We start from the raw sequence: 19,774 nt of genomic DNA, 5'->3' as shown, positions 1-19,774 counted from the left end.
GCGGTGGAGGAGCTCATCAACGGCTTCACGGGGTTCGCTCGCAAAGCTCAACAGCAGCAACAACAATCTGCACGGCGGTCTGGCGCGATGGCCCCCGATGAGACGAGCGCGGCTGGCGCCAAGGATGAGCAGGTGGAAAAGTCTGTGTTCGATCCCGACCAGCTAGCTCTGATTCCCGAAACCGATCGTCGCTGGTCATGGGTGGAAATCGACCTTTCGGCCATCCGCCACAACGTCGGTGTCGCGCGATCGCTCATCAAGCCGAGCACGCGTCTTCTCGCCGTGGTGAAGTCCGACGCGTACGGTCACGGCGCCGTGCGTGTTGCGAAAACCGCGCTGCAATCGGGCGCGAACTACCTGGCGGTCGCCACGATCGATGAGGGCATCAAGCTGCGTGAGGGCATGGTGGGAGCGCCGATCGTGCTTCTGTCCGAGCCCCCCGCGACGGCGGCGCCCCTGCTGCTCGCCTACAAGATCATGCCGTCCATCTACACGCCCGAGTTCGCCATTGCCTACGCCGAGAAGGCCGACGAGTACGGCATTCGCGCGCCGTTCCACCTGGCGGTGAACACGGGTATGAACCGCATCGGCGTACGCTACGACGACGTGGTCGATTTCATGCGGAAGGTGAGCTTCCATCGCGCGCTCGATCTGGTGGGCACGTTCACGCACTTCGCGACGGCGGACTGCGAGGGGACGCTCGACTTCGGTATCCAGGTGAAGCGCTTCACGGAGGCGATTTCCGCACTGCGCGAGGTGGGCATCGATCCCGGCATCGTGCACTGCGCGAACTCCGCCGCGACGGTTCGCTATCCGCAGGTCCACTTCGACATGGTGCGGTGGGGCGTGTCGCTCTACGGACTGCACACCTGTCAGGAGACGCGCTCGATGATCAACCTCAAGCCCGCGATGAGCGTTCATGCGCGCATCACCGACACGCGCACGCTTCCCATGAGCGAGGGCGTGAGCTATGGGTTGAATTACCGCAGCCCCGGCAGCGTGAAGATTTGCACGGTGCCTGTCGGCTATGCGGACGGCTTGAACCGCGGTCTTTCCGGTCGCACCGACTTCATCGTCGACGGCACGCGCGTGCGCCAGGTGGGCAACATCTGCATGGACCAGTGCATGTTCGAGGTCGACTTGCGCACGTACGGCACCCGCCGCCGCCTCGACCCGCAGATCGGCGACGAGGTGGTCATCGTCGGCCGTCAGGGAGACTCCGTGGTGACGCTCGACGACATGGCGAACAAGCTCGGCACGATCCACTACGAGCTGGCCTGCGCCTTTGGAATGCGCCTGCCGAAGGTGTACGTGTAGATGGGCAAGCCGCACATACCCCTTCCCGAGATTCGCGCCGCGGTGGAGGCTTGTCGCCGCTGCCCGCTTTCGCAGGGGCGTACGCAAACGGTGTTCGGGGTGGGAAACCCTCGCGCCCGCGTGCTTTTCGTAGGGGAAGCGCCTGGTCGCAATGAGGATTTGCAGGGCGAGCCATTCGTGGGCGCCGCTGGGCACATGCTCAACGACCTGCTTGCGATCGCGGGGCTTTCCCGCGACGACGTCTACATCGCGAACGTGCTGAAATGCCGCCCTCCTGGAAATCGCGACCCCAGGCCTGAGGAAATCGAGCTGTGCGCGCCTTTCCTGCGCGAACAGACGCGCACCATCATGCCCGACTTCATCGTGACGCTCGGCAAGTTCGCCACGCAGTTCATCCTGAAGACCGAGGTGGGAATCACGCGGCTACACGGTACCTTGCAGCATGCGGGCCGTTTCAGCGTCTTTCCGATCTACCATCCCGCGGCTGCGCTCTACGACGGCAGCAAGCGCGAGGCGTTGGAGAACGATTTTGCGACGCTCGGTGAGCTTTTGCGACAGGCAGGCATCGTTGCCGCCGCTCCCGATGGCTCGCAGACAGGTGGGGAAGACGGGGTACAGCAAGTGCGCTCGACCACCCCTGTTTCCCCTGATGAGTTGGGGGATGCGCCGCAGCCTTCTCCAGTGAAAGAGAATGAATCGTTCTCGCAGCAAAAACTTCTCTAAAAAGGTGGAAGCATGCCTTTCGACGCAATCGAATACATCAACACGCCCCGTTGGCTGACGTCCCGACTCGGCCTTGAGCGCATCCGCGAGCTCCTTGATCGGCTGGGGCGCCCCCAAGACCGATTGAAGTTCGTCCATGTCGCCGGCACGAACGGCAAGGGGTCGACTTGCGCCTTCGCGGCGTCGATCCTTGCGGAGGCCGGTTTCAAGACGGGGCTTTTCACGAGCCCCTATGTGGAGACCTTCCACGAGCGCATCCGCGTGAACGGGTGCAACATCTCGGATGAAGACCTCACGGCTGCAACGCTTCGCGTGCGCGAGTGTGCCGAGGCGATGGAGGCGGAAGGTGGCGAGCACCCCACCGAGTTCGAGCTGATGACCGCCGTGGCGCTCGTGCATTTCGCGCACGTCGACTGCGATATCGTGGTGCTCGAGGTGGGGCTTGGCGGCCGGCTCGACTCGACCAACGTCATCGCTGCGCCCGAGGTTGCGGCAATCGTGTCGATTGCGCTCGACCACACGAACCTGCTCGGCAACACGCTTGCCGAGATTGCCCACGAGAAGGCGGGCATCGTGAAAGAAGGCTCAACCGTGGTGTCGTGGCCGCAGGAGCCTTCCGCCATGGAAGTGGTGGAAGATGCGGCACGGCGCGTGGGTGACAAGCTCGTCGTGCCTGATTTCTCGATGCTTTCGGTGGGGAAGGTGGTTGGGGCGACCTGCGGGACCGCTCTTGAGCATGAGGGGCATACTCCGTGCTCAGACAGTCCTCGCTGCGCTGCGGAACTGCGCGCGGAGCACGCCCCTCATGCTCAAGAGCTCCAGGCGGGGGCAGGGTTCGATGCCGGGTTCGGTGGGCGTATGCCACGCGCAGTTCCGCACGAGCCGAACGTGCCCTCTGGCACGTTCGTGCGAGCTCAGGACTGTTTGAGCATGGCATATGCCCACCGAACCCCCGTGTCGCAGGTTGAGAGTGCTGTTCCCATGCGTCAGTTCTCGTATCGCGGGTGTGAGTATGCGACGCGGCTTTTGGGGTCGTATCAACCCTCGAACGCGGCGATGGCTATCGAGATCGCTGGTGCGCTGCGCGAGCGCGGCTGGGAGATTCCTGATGAGGCTATCGCTCGTGGAATTGCCGAGACGCGGTGGCCTGCGCGCTTTGAAGTGCTTGATCAACCAGCGGGTATGCCGACTGCGGTGATCGATGGCGGCCACAACCCGCAGGGCGCGGGCGTGCTCGCCGATTCGCTGCGCGACGTTTTCCCCGGTAAAAGGCCAGTATTCCTTGTTGGTATCCTTGCCGATAAAGACTATCGCTCGATGCTTCGCGCTGTCGCGCCGCTGGCGAGCGCCTTCGTGTGCGTGACGCCGCCTAATCCGCGCGCCCTTGATGCGGCCGATCTCGCTGAGACGATTCGCGAGACATGCGATGAAATCGGCGTTCGCGCAACGGTCGAGGTTGCGGGCGATTTCGACGGCGCCGTCTCTGCTGCGCGCAAGCTCGCCGGCTCTGAAGGTCTTATCTGCGCATTCGGCAGCCTTTACTCGATTGCCGATGTCAAGGCCGCGTTTCTTCGCGCTGCGGATAGCAGCTCTCTACAGTCGTAGGGTTTTCCGACAACATTTCGCATATACGGCGCTTGGCTACTGCGCGCGGCGGGGCTAGGCTTTTGCTGTCCGCTTGCAGAGGGACTTTCTGCAAGGTACATTATCGAAAATAAATCTCGATAATAATGAGAATAGTTATCGATAATGTGCTATCCTGACATCCAATAATCAACCATCGCATATGCGAAGAGGAGGGGGTTGCGTTATGGATATCTTGACCGACGTTGCTTTGCTCTCACGTATCCAGTTTGCGCTCACCGTTGCGTACCACTTCATATTCGTCCCGCTCTCGATCGGGCTTGGCCTGATCACGGCGATTTTCGCGACGAAGTACTACCGTTCGCGCGACGAGAAGGACGGCGCGGCGGTGCGCCTCTGGGTAAAGATCTTCACCGCGACGTTCGCCATCGGTGTGGCGACGGGCATCACAATGGAATTCTCCTTCGGTACGAACTGGGCAGATTATTCGCGCTTCGTAGGCGACATCTTCGGCGCCCCGCTTGCCGCAGAGGCGCTGTTCGCCTTCTTCCTGGAGTCGGTGTTCTTGGGCGTGCTGCTGTTCGGCCGTAACAAGGTTTCGCCCAAGTTCTACACCGTGTCGGCGTGGCTTGTGTGGGCAGGCTCCCTTTTAAGCGCGCTCTGGATCCTTATCGCTAACTCGTGGATGCAGACGCCCGCCGGCGCCGAGCTTGCAGCCGATGGGAAGAAGGCCATCATCACTGACTTCCTCGCAGCAGCCATGAACCCCTCGATTGCCCCGCGCTACTTCCACGTGATCGTTGCGCTGCTGATCATCGGTGCGTTCACGTCGCTCGCCTTGGGTGGGTGGTACCTGCTCAAGAACAAGCACACCGACTTCGCCATGAAAACGGTGCGCATCGGTGCTGTTGTCGGCATCGTCGCCTCGTGCGCCATGATCGTGACCGCGCACGCGTCCGCCGTCCAGGTGTCCGAAGAGCAGCCCACCAAGCTCGCCATGATGGAGGGCATGTACAACGACGAGGTGCCGCCGCTCTACGCATTCGGTTGGGTGGACGAGGAAAACGAGAAAGTGATCACCCCGTTCGCGATTCCCGGCGGGACGAGCTTCCTCGCCACCGGCACATGGGATACCGAGTACAAGGGCCTGCACTCGCTCGCGCAGGAGGAGAAGTACTCCGACATGAACGTCGCCGATCAGCCCGTGAACCTCGTGTTCCAAACATATCACCTGATGGTCGCCATGTATGGGCTCATCATGGTGACGGCGATCCTTGCGATCGTCTTCTCCATGCGCGGCGAGCGCGTTCGTTCGATGCGCTGGCTGCAGAAGCTGTTCGTCATTTCGCCGCTGTTCCCGTTCGTGGCTATCCAGGTCGGCTGGATTACGGCGGAGGTGGGGCGTCAGCCGTGGGTTGTCTATCCCTCGACGACCGGTCCCGACGGCGTGGCTCTTCTGACGAACGACGCGATTTCCCAATCCGTGTCGGCGCCTGAGCTTTTGATCACGCTGGCGCTGTTCCTCGCGGTCTACCTGTTCCTCCTCATTGGCTGGGTGCGCGTCATCTCCCATTTCGTGAAGCAGGGGCCCGATGAGGGTGCCGCCAAGGCGGCCGATGGGAATCTTGCGGTGGCCGGTGCAGGTGAAAAGGGTGGTGAGCAGTAATGACGATTCTTCAGATACTGTGGTTCTTCCTGATCTTCGTGCTGATCGCGGGCTATTTCGTCCTCGACGGATTCGACTTGGGCGCGGGTGTGCTCTACCCGATCCTTGCGAAGAACGAGACCGAGCGCGCGTATATCCGCCGCAGCATCGGCCCTGTGTGGGATGGCAACGAGGTCTGGCTGCTCACAGCGGGCGGTGCGTTGTTCGCGGCGTTTCCTGCAGCATACGCCACGACGTTCTCGGGTTTCTACCTCGCGGTGATGCTCGTGCTCTTCGGGCTTATCGTGCGCGCCGTATCGCTCGAGTTTCGCGCCCACGACGCTAGCTGGTCGCGCGTGTGGGACGTGTGCTTCGTCGTGGGATCGTTTCTGCCGGCGCTTCTGCTCGGGGTTGCCGTGGGCAATGCGTTCGCGGGTATTCCCATGGCGGCGAACGGTGATTACTCGGGTGTCCCGCTTCTGGGGCTCATCACCCCATACACGCTGCTTGTCGGGCTTCTCGGTTTCGCGATGTGCCTGACGGCGGGGTGCTTGTGGATCGCGCTTAAAACGCCCGAGGGGAGTGACCTTCGTGCGCGGGCGCGCAAGCTCGGGGGCATTCTGCAGATTGTGACGCTCGTGCTGTTCGTGGTCTGCGGTGTTATGACGCTCGGGGTCATCCGTCCTGCTATTGAGCCCGCAATGTGGCCAGTGGCCTGCGTGTTTGCCGTACTCTTCGTGGCTGCCCTCATCGTGTCGATATACCTGGGCCGCGCGAAGGGGAGCGACTTGGGCGCGTTTCTCGCCCAGTCCGCAGGCGCGGTCTGCCTTATCGGGCTTCTGGCGACGTCGATGTTCCCGACGCTCGTCGTTGCTGATCCCGCCGGCGTGGGCGCCTCGATCACCGCGGCGACGGCAGCATCCTCGGAGATCTCCCTTGCTTGGATGACGGGCATCGCGTGTATCGGCGTGCCGCTCGTGTTGGTGTACCACGTCATCGTCTACCGCACGTTCCGTGGCCGCTTGAGCGAGGAAGACGTGGCGTAGCATGGAGAGGAAACACTACCTGAAATGGCTCTCCGTCCTTTGCGTGGTACTGGCGGCGTTCGGGGTGGGCATCTTCGCTGTAGGGTATCAGTCCTTAAGCGTCGGGCGCGTGGCGACGATCTGCCTGCTCGTTGCGGCCGCCGCCGTGCTCGCGTGGTTTTCTCGCCGCGATCGCTCGTAGGTTTCCTGCTGACGCGGGCGCGCGCGTCCCGGCATCTTGTCGAAGCCGCCGCGCGTGTCCTCGCGTTTCGCTGAAGCCACTGTGCGTGCCCTCGCGTTTTCCCGTTGCCGTACGCGTTTTCGCCCCGCCGTGCATTCCCCAAAAAGAAAAGAGCCCGCAGATGCGGGCTCTTTCGTTGCGGTGGTGAAACCTTACAGGTTGTCGATGTACTCGACGAGGTCACCGACGGTGGTGAGGCCTTCCGGCTCGCCGAAGTCGACGCTGCACTTCTCCTCGAGATCGCAGATGAGCTCGACCATGTCGAGGGAGTCGATTCCCAGGTCCTCGAAGGTGGCGTCTTCGGTCACGTTCTCGGGGTCGATGTCGAGGTTCGATTCGAGAACTTCTTTAACGGTATCAAGCGTAGCCATTGAAGGCATCCTTTCTCACAGTGAACTAGCGAAGGTATTGTACCCTATCGCTACTCCTTCTGCTTCAAAAGGCCGTAACCTCCATTGTCGCGACGGTAAAGAACATTCACCAAGTTCGTGTCGCGATCGGTGTAGGCGAAGAAATCGTGGCCCAGAAGGTCGATCTGCACGAGCGCTTCTTCCTCGGTGAGCGGCGCGAACTCGATTTCCTTCACGCGCACGACCTCGTCGTCGGACAGCTCGCTCATAAGCCCGTCGAGATCGAGCTCTCCTTCGGAGACGGGAATGGGCGAGGCATCGACGGTTTTCTCGCCGTTGCGGGTCTTGCGATCGATGACGCGCGTCTTGTACTTGCGCAGCTGGCGCAGCACCTTCGCTGCAGCGACGTCGATGGCCGCGTACATATCGTCTTCGTGCTCTTCCACGCGGATGATGTGGCCCTTCGTGCGCAGTGTGACTTCGCAGGTGTCGGGGCAGGGGTTCGCCGGGTTCTTCTCTTTGCTCAGGACGACTTCGGCGTTGAGGGGGTCGATATCCATGACCTTCATCGAGTTGCCGATTTTCTCCTCGGCATAGGCGCGCAGTGCGTCGGTTACAGGCATTTTGCGGCCGGATACGGTAATGCTCATAGTTACCACCTCACAATCGTGGCGAATAAAAAACAGCCTGGGAGGATGCCTCTGTCCATGCGGGTTTATCTGCGATTTCGATACCCGTCTGCATGGAACATGTTGGCTCCTTACCTCGAAGCTGATAGGAACAGCATAGCGCAAAACGGCGTCGGGAGAGATGAGTATTTGCGACCATTTTGGCAACGCTTCGCTTACATTCGCAGGTGAAAGGGGGTTTTGTAAGTTAAGAACCCGTTATTTGAGGGATAATGCAGCAAACGCCCGACCCCGTGGTATGCGCTTTTCGCGCATAGATTGGATTTCCCATGACCGAACATTGCGCCTCACCTGCGCACAAAGAAACGAGCTCTGCGGAAGGCGTGGCTCTCGATGCGCCTGCAGCACCCGAGCACCCCAGCGCGCAAAACCCCGATCCGGGGCGCATCTACATCAGCGAGGTTCAGCGCCATCAGGCCCGCTATCGCAAGCTCATCCAGTTCACGAGCTCGTCCACGAAGGCGGCGGGTGCGATGCTCCTCGCGGCGATCGCGGCGCTTGTGGTGGCGAACTCTCCCGTCGCCGACGCCTTCTCCCATTTCTGGCACACTGACGTCGGCTTCGTGTTCGGGCAGACGCAGGCGACGATGCCTCTCTCGCACGTGATCAACGACGTGCTTATGGCGGTGTTCTTCCTGCTTGTGGGCTTGGAGATCAAATACGAGATGACGGTGGGCGAGCTGACGAACATCCGCCAGGCGATTCTTCCCATCGTCGCTGCGGTGGGCGGTGTGCTCGTGCCCGTTGCCGTCTACACCGCGCTCAACGTGGGCAACCTCGACACGGCGGGCGGCTGGGGCGTCCCGACGGCGACCGACATCGCGTTCGCGCTGGGAATCTTGGCGCTTCTCGGCAATCGCGTGCCGAACGGGGTGCGCGTGTTCTTGAGCACCTTGGCCGTCGCCGACGATATCATTGCGATCATCGTCATCGCGGTGTTCTACGGGCAGGTGCCGTCTTTGCCGTGGCTTGGCTGCGCGGCGGTCGTCTTTTGCGCGCTTTTGCTCATGAACAAGCGCCATGTGTTCTCGCTGTATGCGTATCTGCTGGTGGGGGCCGTGTTATGGTACTGCGTGTTCATGTCGGGCGTGCACTCGACCATCGCCGGCGTGCTGCTCGCGTTTGCGATTCCCTCCGGCTCGCGCGTGAACGTGAAGAGCTTCATCCGCTGGTCGGGCGAGCGCGTCGTCGAGGCGAAGAGCGCCTTCAACGCGCAAGAACCCGTTATCGGGCAGGAGGATTACCTGAAGACGGTCTCCTCGCTGGCGCGTGTGTCGAAGCAGGTCGTGCCTCCGGCGACGCGTTTGGAGCATCTGCTCTACCCCTGGGTGTACTTCGCGATCCTGCCCCTGTTCGCGCTTACGAACGCGAACGTCGGGCTTGCGGGCAGCGATTTGGGCGCCCTGTTCTCGAACCCGGCGCTGCTCGGTGCGTTCTTCGGCCTGGTGGTGGGCAAGCCGCTTGGCATTATGGCCGCGAGCTTCCTTGCGGTGAAGCTGAGGGCGGCGAGCCTGCCCGAGAATGTGACCTGGATGCATATGCTCGGCGCGGCGGTTTTGGGCGGTGTCGGCTTCACGATGGCGATCTTTGTGGCGAACCTGGCCTACGTCGATGCGGCCACAATCGCCGCGGCGAAGCTCGGCATCCTTTTAGCCTCGCTCGTCGCGGGCGTTGCGGGCTTCTTGCTGCTCGCGGTGCAGGCGAAGTCGGCGCAGAAGCAGGGCGTGGCTTTCATGTCGCTCGGCCCGAGCGAGATGCAGCGGCAGACTGCGGGCGAGGAAGCCAACGCCGCATCCGAGAGGCTCCTTCGCGAAATCGACGATCCCGAGGTTATTCGCGAGGTGGAGCAGGCTCTTACAGGGTGCGAGGGCATTGCGGAAGTGGCGGTCTCCCTCAAGGAGAAGCGCTAGCGCCGCCGCGAAGCGACGCGAAGTATTCCCCCAGCTCCCCTTGGACGGTGGGCGCGAGGTTCGCCGCCTGCGCCAGGAACTCGGCAGAGGGCTCTTTCGCGAGGAGCGCGGAGAAGAGGCGATAGATCGAGGCGCGCTCGCGGGGCTGTGCGCTCTGGTCGGAATCCGAATATGCGTCTGTGCTATGGCGCTCTCGTCTTGATGATTCTTTGCAAGCAGAATTCCGCGCCCTCGCGCGTTGCAAAGCAGAAATGGGAAGGGCGGCAGAAGGGGACGTGCGGCCCCGGCCCTTCGAGGGATATGCTACCATCTCGGGCGCCTTCGCGGTCAAGGGGGTTGCGTGCGAAGGCGCGCAAGCGGCCGCTCTGCTCGATGGGCGATTATCTTTGATGGTATACCAGTGAGCCTGCAGCCTGCGGGAACGCGTCAGTTTCGGGTTGCGCTATACTTTTCCTGGCATTTTTCAACCAATCGGAAGGTCGTTTCAATGAATACTGCCGCCATCGTGCTCGCCGCAGGTGCGGGAACTCGTATGAAGTCGAAAAAACCCAAGGTCGCGCACGAGATTCTCGGCAAGCCGCTCGTTCGCTGGGTCGTTGACGCCGCGCGCGAGGCCGGCGCCGACCGCATCGTGTCGGTGGTGGGGCACGCTCGCGAGATCGTGGAGCCTTTGGTGTCCGACACCGAGGTCGTCGTGCAGAAGGCGCAACGCGGCACGGCCGACGCGGTGCTCACCTGCAAGGATGCGCTTGCCGGCTTCGATGGCTCGCTGCTTGTGCTGTCGGGCGACTGCCCGCTCATCACGCCCGATACCATTCGCGAGCTCGCCGACATGCGCTCCCGCTCGAACGCGGCGGTCGTGGTGCTCACCATGGAGCTCGACGACCCGTTCGGCTACGGGCGCATCATCCGCGACGGCGAAGGGCGCGTCGAGCGCATCGTCGAGCAGAAGGACGCGAACGCCGCCGAGGCCGCCGTCACCGAATGCAATTCCGGCTTCTACTGCTTCGACGCGCAGGCGCTTTTCGAGGCGCTCGAGCAGGTGGGAAGCGACAACGCGCAGGGCGAGTTCTACCTGACCGATGTGCTCGAGATTTGCCGCGCCGCTGGGCGCGACGTGCTTGCGCTTCCCGCAAGCGACGTCTCCGAGTGCCTTGGCGTGAACTCACGCGTCCAGCTGGCCGCGGCGACGTGCGCCCTGCAGTCGCGCATCAACAAGGAGCACATGGCGGCGGGTGTCACCATGTGGGATCCGGCCTCGGTGTGGATCGGCCCCGACGTGGAGATCGCGCCCGATGTTGAGCTTCTCCCGCAGACCTTCCTCTTGGGAAAAACCCAGGTCGGGGAGGATTCCGTCATCGGCCCGAACACGCGCCTGACCGACACCGTCGTCGGCTCGGGCTGCACGATCGACGAGACGGTCGCGATCGAGGCGCGCATCGACGATGAGGCCACGTGCGGTCCGCGCGCGTACCTGCGCCCCGGAGCGCACCTGTGCGAGGGCGCGAAGGCCGGCACGCACGTGGAAATCAAGAAGTCCACAATCGGCCGCGGCAGCAAGGTTCCTCACCTGAGCTACATCGGCGACGCGACGCTCGGCGAGGGCGTGAACGTCGGCGCCGGCTCGATCACCTGCAACTACGATGGCGCTAAGAAGTGGCCGACCACCATCGGCGACGGTGCCTTCATCGGCAGCGACACCATGATGGTGGCTCCCGTGAACGTGGGCGCACATACGCTTGTGGCTGCGGGCTCTGTCATCACGAAGGATGTGCCCGACGGCGCGCTCGCTATCGCCCGTGGTCGTCAGGAAAACCACGAAGGCTGGGTTGAAAAGCACCGTTCGTCGAACTAGACTTCGCGGTGTTTGGTAGGTGGCGCCCGAACGGGGAGGGGCGCCGCACCCGCTCGTCGCGCATGCGGGGTGCGACCGTGTGGGAGCCTGTGGGAGCGACCAGCGGGCGCGGCCGGCGTAGCCCGCGCGGTATACCCGCGCGATGCAGCCCGGCAAGCGCGGCGGAGGGGAATTATCGATAAGAAGGGGAGTTCGATGAAGCGAGATTATCCGCATCTTTGTGCGCCACTTACGGTGGGGCGCCTGACGCTTCGAAACCGCATGCTATCTGCGCCGATGGGCGCGACCGACATTACGGCGGAGGGCACGCCCGGGCCGCGCACCCTGGGATTCTACGAGCTGCGCGCAAAGGGCGGCGCGGCAGTCGTCACCGTGAGCGAGCTGGTGGTCCATCCCGAAACCGACGGCTCGCAAATGTTGCGGCTGTCGCTGAAGACGCCCGGTCAGCTCGGCGCCTTCACCTACCTTGCCGACGCGATCAAACGTCACGGCGCGGTCGCATCCATCGAGCTTTCGCATTCGGGGCAGTATGCCGGCACCTATATGGTCGACAAGGAGAAGAAGGGCGATCTGTGCCAGTGGGGGCCCTCCGATGGCGTGCGCCCCGACGGCATGCCCGTGCGCGCGCTTTCGCATGAGCAGATTGCGAGTATCGTTGCAGCATATGGTGAGGCGGCTGCGCTCGCGAAGCGTGCCGGCTTCCAGATGGTCATGGTGCATGCGGGGCACGGCTGGCTGATCAACCAGTTCCTCTCCCCCTACTTCAATAAGCGCGAGGACGAATACGGCGGGCCGCTTGAGAACCGCATCCGCTTCGCGCGAGAGGTTCTCGCTTCGGTGCGTAGCGCCGTTGGCCCCGGATTCCCCATTGAGCTGCGCATAAGCGGAGCCGAGCTTTTCGAGGGCGGCTACGATGTGGTCGAGGGCGCCCGCATCGCCCATGCGCTCGAGGATCTGGTCGACCTCATGCATGTATCGGCAGGGTCCTATCAATTTGGCTTCTCGATCACGCACCCGTCGATGTTCCGCGACCACGGTTGCAACGTGCATCTTGCGGCGGAAATCAAGAAGCACGTGAGCATTCCTGTCGTGGCGATCGGCGGGCTTTCCGACCCCGCGCAGATGGAGGAAATCATCGCGAGCGGTCAGGCCGACGCCGTCGCCATGGCGCGCGGGCTTCTGGCCGACCCCGAGCTCCCCGCGAAGGTGATGGCGAATCGCGGCGACGATGTGGTGAAATGCCTTCGCTGCTACGTGTGCATGGCCGAGCGTGCCGTGACGCAAACGCGCCGCTGCGCGGTGAACCCGCTCATCGGACGCGAATTCGAGGGGATGGACATCGCGCGCTCGCCCCGATCGCGCAAGGTGCTCGTCGTGGGCGGCGGCATTGCTGGCATGGCCGCCGCGGCAACGGCGGCCCGTCGCGGGCACGACGTCGTGCTGTGCGAGCGCGAGGGCGAGCTCGGTGGCATCCTGCGCACCGAGGCGGCACTGCCCTTCAAGCGCGACATGTATGGGCTGGGGCGCACCTACGCGCACCTGCTCGATCGCCTTGGGGTGGATATCCGCCTGAACACCGAGGTCGACGCGGCGTTCGCGGAGAGGATTGCGGCCGATGCGGTGATTGTCGCCGTAGGGTCGGCTCCGATTCCGATGCCGCTTCCCGTCGAAGAGGGTGCGCGCGTGCTCTCGATCGACGACCTGTACCTGGAAGGCGAGCAACCGGGGGATGAGGTTGTCGTTCTTGGCGGTGGGCTGACGGGCTGCGAATGCGCGATCAACCAGGTGCGACTTGGTAGGCGTGCGCACATCGTCGAGATGCGCGACGGGCTTGCCATCGACGCCAATATCCGGCATAGGCCCATCTTGCTTGCGGAAGTCGAGCGCGCGGGCATTGACGTCAACCTGAACGCCCGCGGTGTGCGCGTGGAGCGTGGTGGCCTTGTCGTTGCGGACGGGGAGGGGAAGGAGCACCTTGTTCCTGGTGACACGGTGATTTGCGCCATCGGCCAGCGCTCGCGCAGCGATGTCGCGGACGCCCTGCGGGATGCGGCGCCGTTCGTGCGCATCGTCGGTGATGCAGTGCGTCCTTCCAACATCACGACTGCGGTGTACGAGGCTTACCACGCGGCGCTCGACATCTAAGGCGGCGTTGGCAGTGCGGCGCTGGCCAGCTGAGGTGGCTCCTACCACGCGGCGCTCGACATCGAGCTAAAACGCCGGAGCTGGTCAATTTCTCCAGCTGATGGTTAATCTCGCCACCTTCTCAAACGCGCGGCGGCTCGCAAGGCCGCCGCGCGCATCATTCGGCGCGCAGGGCTGCCGCCCCGCACCATCCGTCCCGTCCCCCTCCGATGCGCAGGACGTCGCTCCGCCCCTACAGTGGCTCGGGACTGCTCCGCACCCGCTGCTGCCAAGGGACGCCCCACCCCTTCCACTTAGCCCCCCGCCGCCCCGCTCCTTCCGCTCCGCACCGTCCGCCGAGCCCCCGCCGCCGAGCCCCCGCACCTTCCGATGCGCTGCCAATGAAGAAAAATGCCCGATGTGCGTAGGCTTTGGCGTAGGGCATTTCGCAGCAGCGCTTCGGAATCAGAAAAGCCCAGGTCACGCATATGGCACTAATCGGCATCCGAGCTCGCACCGCGAAGACCTACGCACATCGAGCAATTTTCTGAATTCCTCGGTGCATAAAGGCTGAAATGGAGTAGGCGCTTCATGCCGATTGGACTCGCAACTGAAGGTTGCTAGGAATTCGCGCTTGGTTGGGATAGAGTTTTGCCAACAGAATCGAGAGAGGAGCTTTCGATGGATTTTGCAGCAAAACTGATTGAGCTGCGCAAACGCAAGGGCCTGACGCAGGAAGGGCTTGCGGCGAAGCTGTACGTGACGCGGCAGGCGGTGTCGCGCTGGGAGCGCGGCGAGATTGTGCCGGGCATCGACATGATGAAGCTCATCGCGAACGTGCTCGACGAGCCCATTATGCATCTGCTCGATTTGCCCGAGCGCTATTGCGAGAGCTGCGGCATGATTTTGACGCCGGCCGATTACGGCTCCGACGCCGACGGCTCCAAAGATGAGCATTACTGTAAATGGTGCTATGAACAGGGAAAATATACCTACGAAACCACGATGGACGCCATGATCGAGGATTGCGCGCCGCGCTTGGCCGAAAACACAGGCATGTCTCGCGACGAAGCGGTGTCGCTTATGGGCGCGGTGCTGCCGCATTTGAAGCGCTGGAGTGCTGTTCATGCCAACGAGATGAGGCACGGGAAAGAAGCGCGCGAGCGTTACGGCGATGCTGCCGTCGATGCCGCGAATGAAAGGCTGCTCGGCATGAGCGAGGCTGAGTGGGACGCGAAAGAAACGCTTGAACAGGCAATTATCGAGCAGCTGAAAGCGGCGGTGGCTGCCGGAAATGCAAAGGGGCCCGAGGCGGCGAAGCTCGCGCAGATGCATGCCCGATGGATTCGCATGCAATGGGGCGAAGGGGCATATTCGACGGATGCACATGTTGCGCTCGCGCAAAGCTATCTCGAAGACGAGCGGTTCGTCGATTACTACGACTCGCGGGCGGGCGAGGGTGCGACGGCGGTTTTGATTGCGGCGATCGAGGCCGCAATCGGGGAAAGCGAGATCGATTAGGGCTGCAGCTCCTGATTGGACATGTGGCGGTGGCAGCGGGGTCGAGGTGCGCTAACAGGACCGAAACACGTTGAATATAGCTGTCATGACCGGCTCGCGAATATGGCTTGAAGCCCGCTTGCCCACGTCGGTGGGCGTGTTCGGTCTTGGCGCCGCCATGCCGCACTCGCTGTTTGCGACCTATGCGGCCCCTCTGCACGCTCGCGGGATTTCGCGCCCCTCTGCGAAGATACCGCGAACTTCTCGCGCAGCGGCGCGGGGCTTGGATACAATGGACGGTACGGGTCTTGCCCTCTGGGCAGGAAGAAGATGAGTCGACTGGCACAAGAAGGAGCGCCGCATGGAATTCGAGAAGATGAAGAGAATCGCTGTATTTTCGGGATCTTCCAACCCGAGGCTGTCTGACGAAATCGCTCACGAGCTGGGCATTTCCTTGGGCAATGTGAAGCTTGAGAAGTTCGCGAACGGCGAAATCTACGCGCGCTATCTTGAAAGCGTGCGCGGCGCGGACGTGTTCATCGTGCAGTCCGTGTGCTCGAGCCCCAACGGCCTCGACGTCAACGACAACCTGATGGAACTGCTCATCATGATCGACGCTGCCAAGCGCGCGAGCGCCCACAGCGTGAGCGCCGTCATCACGCACTACGGCTACGCTCGCCAGGATCGCAAGGCCGCTCCGCGCGAGCCGATTACGGCGAAGCTCGTCGCCGACCTGCTCACCACCGCCGGCGCTGACAACATTATCGCGATCGACCTGCACCAGGATGCTATCCAGGGCTTCTTCGACAAGCCGGTGAACCACATGACCGCGATGCCCATCTTCGTGGACTACTACAAGGCCATGGGCTTCGACCCCGAGGAGCTTTGCGTGGTGTCCCCCGACGTGGGCCGCGCGAAGGCCGCGAAGAAGTTCTCCACGCTGCTCGATTGCGACATCGCGATCATGCACAAGGACCGCCCCAAGCACAACCAGGCCGAGATCACGGCGCTTATCGGCAACGTCGAGGGCAAGGTCTGCATCCTGAACGACGACATGATCGACACTGCCGGCTCTCTCGTCGCCGCGGCGACTACGCTGAAGGCGAAGGGTGCGAAGAAAGTGTTCGCCTGCGCAACGCACGGCCTGTTCAGCGGCCCGGCGTACGATCGCATCGAGAACAGCTGCATCGAGGAAGTCGTCGTGACCGACGCCGTCCCCGTGCCGCTCGAGCGCCAGACCGGCAAGATCAAGGTCCTCACGCTTGCCCCGCTGTTCGCTCAGACTATCAAAAACGTTTACAGCAACGGCTCGGTCGCTTCGCTGTTCGAATAGGGTACGAAATATATGTTTCTCATTGTTGGCCTGGGGAATCCCGGGGAGGAATACGAGCATACGCGCCATAACGCCGGGTTCGATACGGTCGATAAGATCGCAGCGGAAATCGGCGTGCGCTACTGGAAGAACGAGTGCGGCGCGCTGACCGGCAAAGGGGCTTACCACGACATCGACGTGGTGCTCGCAAAGCCGCAAAGCTACATGAACACATCGGGCGGTCCGGTGAAGCAGCTCATGAACGCCTACGGCGTGTCGCCCGATTACCTCGTCGTCATCCACGACGAGCTCGATATCGACCCGGGCACGATTCGCGTGAAGTTCGGTGGCGGGCATGCGGGCCACAACGGCCTGCGCTCGATCTGCGACAAGCTTGGCACGCGCGATTGGTTCCGCGTGCGCTGCGGAATCGGGCGCCCGCCGGGACGCATGCCGGTGGCCGACTACGTGCTGTCCCTTCCCAAGAAGGACGCGGCGGACGACTTCGCGCAGGCGACCGACTTGGGATGCGAGGCGGCACTGTTCCTCATCGAGCATGGGTTGGAGAAGACGCAGCAGAAATTCAACTAGCGTGTGGCGATGGCGCTGGCCCGATAAGGTTGCCAGACATCGCTGAGCGTCTATCAGGTGCTCAAGGGACAGAATTCCGCTAGCGCTCAAACGTTATCTCGATTGGCCCGATTCCCAACCTTGGGAGTCGGGCCTTTTCTCGCCTCTCCTCCTGCCGACACTGAGGCGTGTTCTTTGTCCTCCCTTCCTGATTGAAGGGTATAATGAGCGCTGCTTGCGCGTCGGGCGGGGCTCCGACGCGAAACGTTCCTACTTGAGCGGTAAGATAGGTGCGTAGCGCCCCGGAGCACAGGAAGTGGGGCATCATGTCGTTGTCCGAAAAAGGGCGCACTTACGCGCTCTTTGCAATTGTCGTTTTGGCGTGCGCGCTTGGATCGCTCACGCAAACGGTGATGAATTCCATGCTCGGCGGCGTGGAGGCTGACTTCGGCGTGAACGCGAGCGTTGGGCAGTGGCTCACGACGATCTACATGCTCGTGCTCGGCATCACCGTTCCTGCTGTGACGTTTTTGTCGCAGCGCCTTTCCCTTCGCAACGTCGTTTTCCTCGCATTGGGATTGTTCCTGGTCGGAGGCATCGTTGATGTGCTCGCCCCGACGTTTGGGGTGCTCGTTTTCGGGCGCGTGCTTCAGGCCGTCGGTGCGGGCATCACGCTTCCCGTCCTGCAGTCGATCGCGATGACGCGCTTCCCCAAAGGGCAAAACGGTACGGCGATGGGTATCGCGGGTATCGCCATGGGGTTCGCCCCGAACATTGGCCCGCTCATCGGGGGCGCGCTCGTCGACTCGTGGGGATGGCGCAGCTTCTTCTGGCTGTTCATCGCCATCGTCGTCCTTTTGATTCTTGCGGCGTTCCTCCTGATCGCGCGCGAAGACGCCCCGATGCGCGACGCGCGCTTCGAAGGCGTGTCCTTCCTGTATTCCGCGCTTGGCTTCGGCGGGCTTCTGCTCGCTTTCTCCAACGCGGCAAGCCTGGGCGTGCAAAGCCCGCTCGTGTGGGTGCCTGCGGTCGTGGGCATTGCGTGCCTCGTGCTTTTCGTGGCGCGCCAAAAGCGGATTGAGCACCCGCTCATCAGCATGCGCATCTTCGAGTCGTCCCACTTTCGCATTAGCTTTATCGCGCAGAATTGCCTGTTCGCGTCGTTCATGGGAATCACGCTGATCGTACCGTTGTACGTGCAGGGGCTCTGCGGGGGCAGCGCCGTCGAAGCTGGGATTGTGTTCATCCCCGCGACTATCCTGGCCGTGGTGGTGAACCCCCTTGCGGGCATTCTCTCCGACAAGGTAGGCGCGCGGCCGGTGGTGATTGTCGCGGCGGCGCTCCTCACGGTGGGCGCCGTGTCCATGGCGTTCATGGATGAGAACACGCCGCTTTGGATGACGACGCTCATGCAGACGGTTCGCGGCATGGGGGTGAGCGCGCTGATCGGGCCTTTGAACTCGTGGGGCATGAGCGGGCTTCCACGCGAGATCATGATGGACGCGAGCGCGTTCTTCGCGGCGGTTCGCCAGGCGTGCGCGTCGCTCGGCACGGCGATTATGGTGCTTGTGATCACGTCGCTTTCTGCGACTGCGCAGTCAGGAGCGATGGGTATGTCCTTCGCCTATCAGGCGGCGTTCGGCATCTCGGCTGTGCTCGCTGTCTGCGTGCTTGTTGTGGTGATTGCGAAGGTGCGCTAGGCGAGCGGAGGTTCGCTGGCCTTGGCGGGCGGTCGCGGCCTCATTCCCCTCGCTAGGCGATCGCGGATTCGACGCCCGTCCTGCGTTGCCCTCCTCGCTTCTCGCCTTGCTCCGCCGGCGGCCGCATTCTCGCCCCTCGTTCCCGCTTTCCTGCGGCTTTGGACTTGCAGGGGAGGGACCTTCGCAAATTTGGGCCTTCGGGTGCTTTATATCGCAGTTCTTTTCGCAGATGCTGTACGAGGAGGAATGGCCACTGCGGAAAGGAACCTCATGAAAGTCACTCGACGACATATCGGTTGGCATGGATCGAAGGCCCTGACGGCTCTGCTCGTCGCGTGTTGCGCGGCGGTGCTCGCTTTTTCCCTTGCAGGCTGCGGCGGAAATAACGGCGGCGGAGCGGTGGCGAAGAAGGAACCCGCTGCGAACGAGCATCCTCGGATGCTCGAGACGTGCGGCCCGAACGACTTCGGCGATCCGAGCGGCTCGAACGACATGTGGTACGTGGACGGCGACAAGTCGAAGGGCGGCCTGTTCTTCGAAAACTTCTATTACCCCCAGGCCGTGTTCGTCGATGCCGACGGTACGATCACCGAGCCCGGCAGCTCGAAGGTTGAGGACAAGCACCTGCGTCCCGAAAGCACCGACGTTCGTGATTACGATATCGTGTTCAACGACGCGATGACCTGCTACGACTATGTGACCGAGACGTGGTACCTGCGCGGCGACGGCGATGTTGCCAAGTACGAGAAGCTGGTCGCGGACACTTCCTGGGCCGACAAGGACGATCCCGACAACAACTACTTCACGCTGAACGCCGACGGCACGGTCGATGTCGGCCCCAAATGCAGCAACTTCGAAAAATGGAAGGTGACGGCGGTCGACCGCATCACCATTTACTTCAAGTCCTACGATTACGAGAACGCTGACGGTGGCCACTTCATTTACGACTTCTACTATGACGGCGACAAGGTGGTCAAGCTCGACTGGGGCGACGGCATCGTGGGCTGCTACCTCAGGAAGTAGCGCGCTGCAGCGGCTGAAACACAAGGGAACTTCGTTCGAGGGCGCCTTACGCGGGCGCCCTCGCTAGTGCGAGTTAAGTTTTTGAGGAAAAACAGCCGAGAAATCTGCTAGCGAAGGAAAAGGGCCCTTCGGTATGCTTGCGGGTGTCTAAGCCAAAGCAAGCAAGAGAAAGGCCCTTCACGATGAATCTTACCACGCGCGCCGAC

16 protein-coding genes are annotated in these 19,774 nt (G+C 62.4%); 14 read left to right on the top strand and 2 right to left on the bottom strand.

The features are described 5' to 3' along the window. Window positions 1-3: 3 nt before the first annotated feature. The 6 genes from alr (at window position 4) to ACMRQN_RS09115 (ending at window position 6,496) form a co-directional block, all read left to right on the top strand. Window positions 4-1,317 (top strand): alanine racemase, encoded by a 1,314-nt coding sequence (gene alr / locus ACMRQN_RS09140; protein ID WP_418734749.1) that lies wholly within the window; start codon window positions 4-6, stop codon window positions 1,315-1,317. Beyond that, complete coding sequence (locus ACMRQN_RS09135; protein WP_418734727.1) at window positions 1,318-2,040, top strand: uracil-DNA glycosylase; 723 nt, start codon at window positions 1,318-1,320, stop codon at window positions 2,038-2,040. Window positions 2,041-2,052: 12 nt separating this feature from the next. Then, window positions 2,053-3,645 carry a bifunctional folylpolyglutamate synthase/dihydrofolate synthase gene (locus ACMRQN_RS09130; protein WP_418734726.1) on the top strand — a complete coding sequence of 531 codons (1,593 nt, stop codon included), beginning with the start codon at window positions 2,053-2,055 and terminating at the stop codon, window positions 3,643-3,645. Between the two features lie 205 nt (window positions 3,646-3,850). Further along, complete coding sequence (locus tag ACMRQN_RS09125; RefSeq protein ID WP_418734725.1) at window positions 3,851-5,290, top strand: cytochrome ubiquinol oxidase subunit I; 1,440 nt, start codon at window positions 3,851-3,853, stop codon at window positions 5,288-5,290. Continuing rightward, entirely contained in the window at window positions 5,290-6,315 is a 1,026-nt protein-coding gene (gene cydB / locus ACMRQN_RS09120; protein ID WP_418734724.1) for a cytochrome d ubiquinol oxidase subunit II, read from the top strand. The genes ACMRQN_RS09125 and cydB overlap by 1 nt, the downstream gene beginning before the upstream one ends. Before the next feature lies 1 nt (window position 6,316). Further along, on the top strand, window positions 6,317-6,496 hold the full coding sequence (locus tag ACMRQN_RS09115) for a preprotein translocase subunit SecE (RefSeq protein WP_418734723.1): 180 nt from the start codon (window positions 6,317-6,319) through the stop codon (window positions 6,494-6,496). 191 nt (window positions 6,497-6,687) lie between these two features. On the opposite strand, the gene ACMRQN_RS09110 is transcribed toward ACMRQN_RS09115, so the two are convergent. Together ACMRQN_RS09110 and hpf are read right to left on the bottom strand one after the other, a co-directional pair. Further along, window positions 6,688-6,906, bottom strand: coding sequence for an acyl carrier protein (locus tag ACMRQN_RS09110; protein WP_296060580.1), 219 nt, complete (start codon window positions 6,904-6,906; stop codon window positions 6,688-6,690). A gap of 50 nt (window positions 6,907-6,956) precedes the next feature. Further along, window positions 6,957-7,535 carry a ribosome hibernation-promoting factor, HPF/YfiA family gene (hpf, locus tag ACMRQN_RS09105; protein WP_158048656.1) on the bottom strand — a complete coding sequence of 193 codons (579 nt, stop codon included), beginning with the start codon at window positions 7,533-7,535 and terminating at the stop codon, window positions 6,957-6,959. 308 nt (window positions 7,536-7,843) lie between these two features. Between hpf and nhaA the strand changes: the two genes are divergently transcribed. The 8 genes from nhaA (at window position 7,844) to ACMRQN_RS09065 (ending at window position 19,568) form a co-directional block, all read left to right on the top strand. Further along, window positions 7,844-9,484, top strand: a complete 1,641-nt coding sequence (gene nhaA / locus ACMRQN_RS09100; RefSeq protein ID WP_418734722.1) for a Na+/H+ antiporter NhaA — start codon at window positions 7,844-7,846, stop codon at window positions 9,482-9,484. A gap of 487 nt (window positions 9,485-9,971) precedes the next feature. After that, a complete protein-coding gene (gene glmU, locus ACMRQN_RS09095) occupies window positions 9,972-11,339 on the top strand; it encodes a bifunctional UDP-N-acetylglucosamine diphosphorylase/glucosamine-1-phosphate N-acetyltransferase GlmU (protein ID WP_418734721.1) in 1,368 nt (455 codons plus the stop codon). 195 nt (window positions 11,340-11,534) lie between these two features. Continuing rightward, the gene (locus ACMRQN_RS09090) at window positions 11,535-13,484 is read left to right on the top strand and encodes an FAD-dependent oxidoreductase (RefSeq protein ID WP_418734720.1); all 1,950 of its coding nucleotides are present in this window, start codon (window positions 11,535-11,537) and stop codon (window positions 13,482-13,484) included. 660 nt (window positions 13,485-14,144) lie between these two features. Next, entirely contained in the window at window positions 14,145-14,984 is an 840-nt protein-coding gene (locus tag ACMRQN_RS09085; protein WP_418734719.1) for a TipAS antibiotic-recognition domain-containing protein, read from the top strand. Window positions 14,985-15,324: 340 nt separating this feature from the next. Then, the gene (locus ACMRQN_RS09080; RefSeq protein WP_158048661.1) at window positions 15,325-16,296 is read left to right on the top strand and encodes a ribose-phosphate diphosphokinase; all 972 of its coding nucleotides are present in this window, start codon (window positions 15,325-15,327) and stop codon (window positions 16,294-16,296) included. A 12-nt stretch (window positions 16,297-16,308) separates the two neighbouring features. Then, on the top strand, window positions 16,309-16,866 hold the full coding sequence (gene pth, locus ACMRQN_RS09075) for an aminoacyl-tRNA hydrolase (protein ID WP_418734718.1): 558 nt from the start codon (window positions 16,309-16,311) through the stop codon (window positions 16,864-16,866). A gap of 305 nt (window positions 16,867-17,171) precedes the next feature. After that, entirely contained in the window at window positions 17,172-18,545 is a 1,374-nt protein-coding gene (locus ACMRQN_RS09070; protein WP_418734717.1) for a DHA2 family efflux MFS transporter permease subunit, read from the top strand. Window positions 18,546-18,815: 270 nt separating this feature from the next. Further along, window positions 18,816-19,568 carry a hypothetical protein gene (locus ACMRQN_RS09065; protein ID WP_418734716.1) on the top strand — a complete coding sequence of 251 codons (753 nt, stop codon included), beginning with the start codon at window positions 18,816-18,818 and terminating at the stop codon, window positions 19,566-19,568. Window positions 19,569-19,774 lie beyond the last annotated feature (206 nt).

Origin of the sequence: Ellagibacter sp., from assembly GCF_048412355.1 — a bacterium.
GTDB lineage: Bacteria > Actinomycetota > Coriobacteriia > Coriobacteriales > Eggerthellaceae > Ellagibacter.
This window is presented reverse-complemented; position numbering and strand designations above follow the sequence as displayed.

What these genes read in the sequence shown, in the direction of transcription:
- ACMRQN_RS09135 (WP_418734727.1), top strand. Translation starts at nt 1,318, where the DNA reads ATGGGCAAGCCGCACATACCCCTTCCCGAGATTCGCGCCGCGGTGGAG.
- ACMRQN_RS09130 (WP_418734726.1), top strand. Translation starts at nt 2,053, where the DNA reads ATGCCTTTCGACGCAATCGAATACATCAACACGCCCCGTTGGCTGACG.
- ACMRQN_RS09125 (WP_418734725.1), top strand. Translation starts at nt 3,851, where the DNA reads ATGGATATCTTGACCGACGTTGCTTTGCTCTCACGTATCCAGTTTGCG.
- cydB (WP_418734724.1), top strand. Translation starts at nt 5,290, where the DNA reads ATGACGATTCTTCAGATACTGTGGTTCTTCCTGATCTTCGTGCTGATC.
- ACMRQN_RS09115 (WP_418734723.1), top strand. Translation starts at nt 6,317, where the DNA reads ATGGAGAGGAAACACTACCTGAAATGGCTCTCCGTCCTTTGCGTGGTA.
- ACMRQN_RS09110 (WP_296060580.1), bottom strand. Translation starts at nt 6,906, where the DNA reads ATGGCTACGCTTGATACCGTTAAAGAAGTTCTCGAATCGAACCTCGAC.
- hpf (WP_158048656.1), bottom strand. Translation starts at nt 7,535, where the DNA reads ATGAGCATTACCGTATCCGGCCGCAAAATGCCTGTAACCGACGCACTG.
- nhaA (WP_418734722.1), top strand. Translation starts at nt 7,844, where the DNA reads ATGACCGAACATTGCGCCTCACCTGCGCACAAAGAAACGAGCTCTGCG.
- glmU (WP_418734721.1), top strand. Translation starts at nt 9,972, where the DNA reads ATGAATACTGCCGCCATCGTGCTCGCCGCAGGTGCGGGAACTCGTATG.
- ACMRQN_RS09090 (WP_418734720.1), top strand. Translation starts at nt 11,535, where the DNA reads ATGAAGCGAGATTATCCGCATCTTTGTGCGCCACTTACGGTGGGGCGC.
- ACMRQN_RS09085 (WP_418734719.1), top strand. Translation starts at nt 14,145, where the DNA reads ATGGATTTTGCAGCAAAACTGATTGAGCTGCGCAAACGCAAGGGCCTG.
- ACMRQN_RS09080 (WP_158048661.1), top strand. Translation starts at nt 15,325, where the DNA reads ATGGAATTCGAGAAGATGAAGAGAATCGCTGTATTTTCGGGATCTTCC.
- pth (WP_418734718.1), top strand. Translation starts at nt 16,309, where the DNA reads ATGTTTCTCATTGTTGGCCTGGGGAATCCCGGGGAGGAATACGAGCAT.
- ACMRQN_RS09070 (WP_418734717.1), top strand. Translation starts at nt 17,172, where the DNA reads ATGTCGTTGTCCGAAAAAGGGCGCACTTACGCGCTCTTTGCAATTGTC.
- ACMRQN_RS09065 (WP_418734716.1), top strand. Translation starts at nt 18,816, where the DNA reads ATGAAAGTCACTCGACGACATATCGGTTGGCATGGATCGAAGGCCCTG.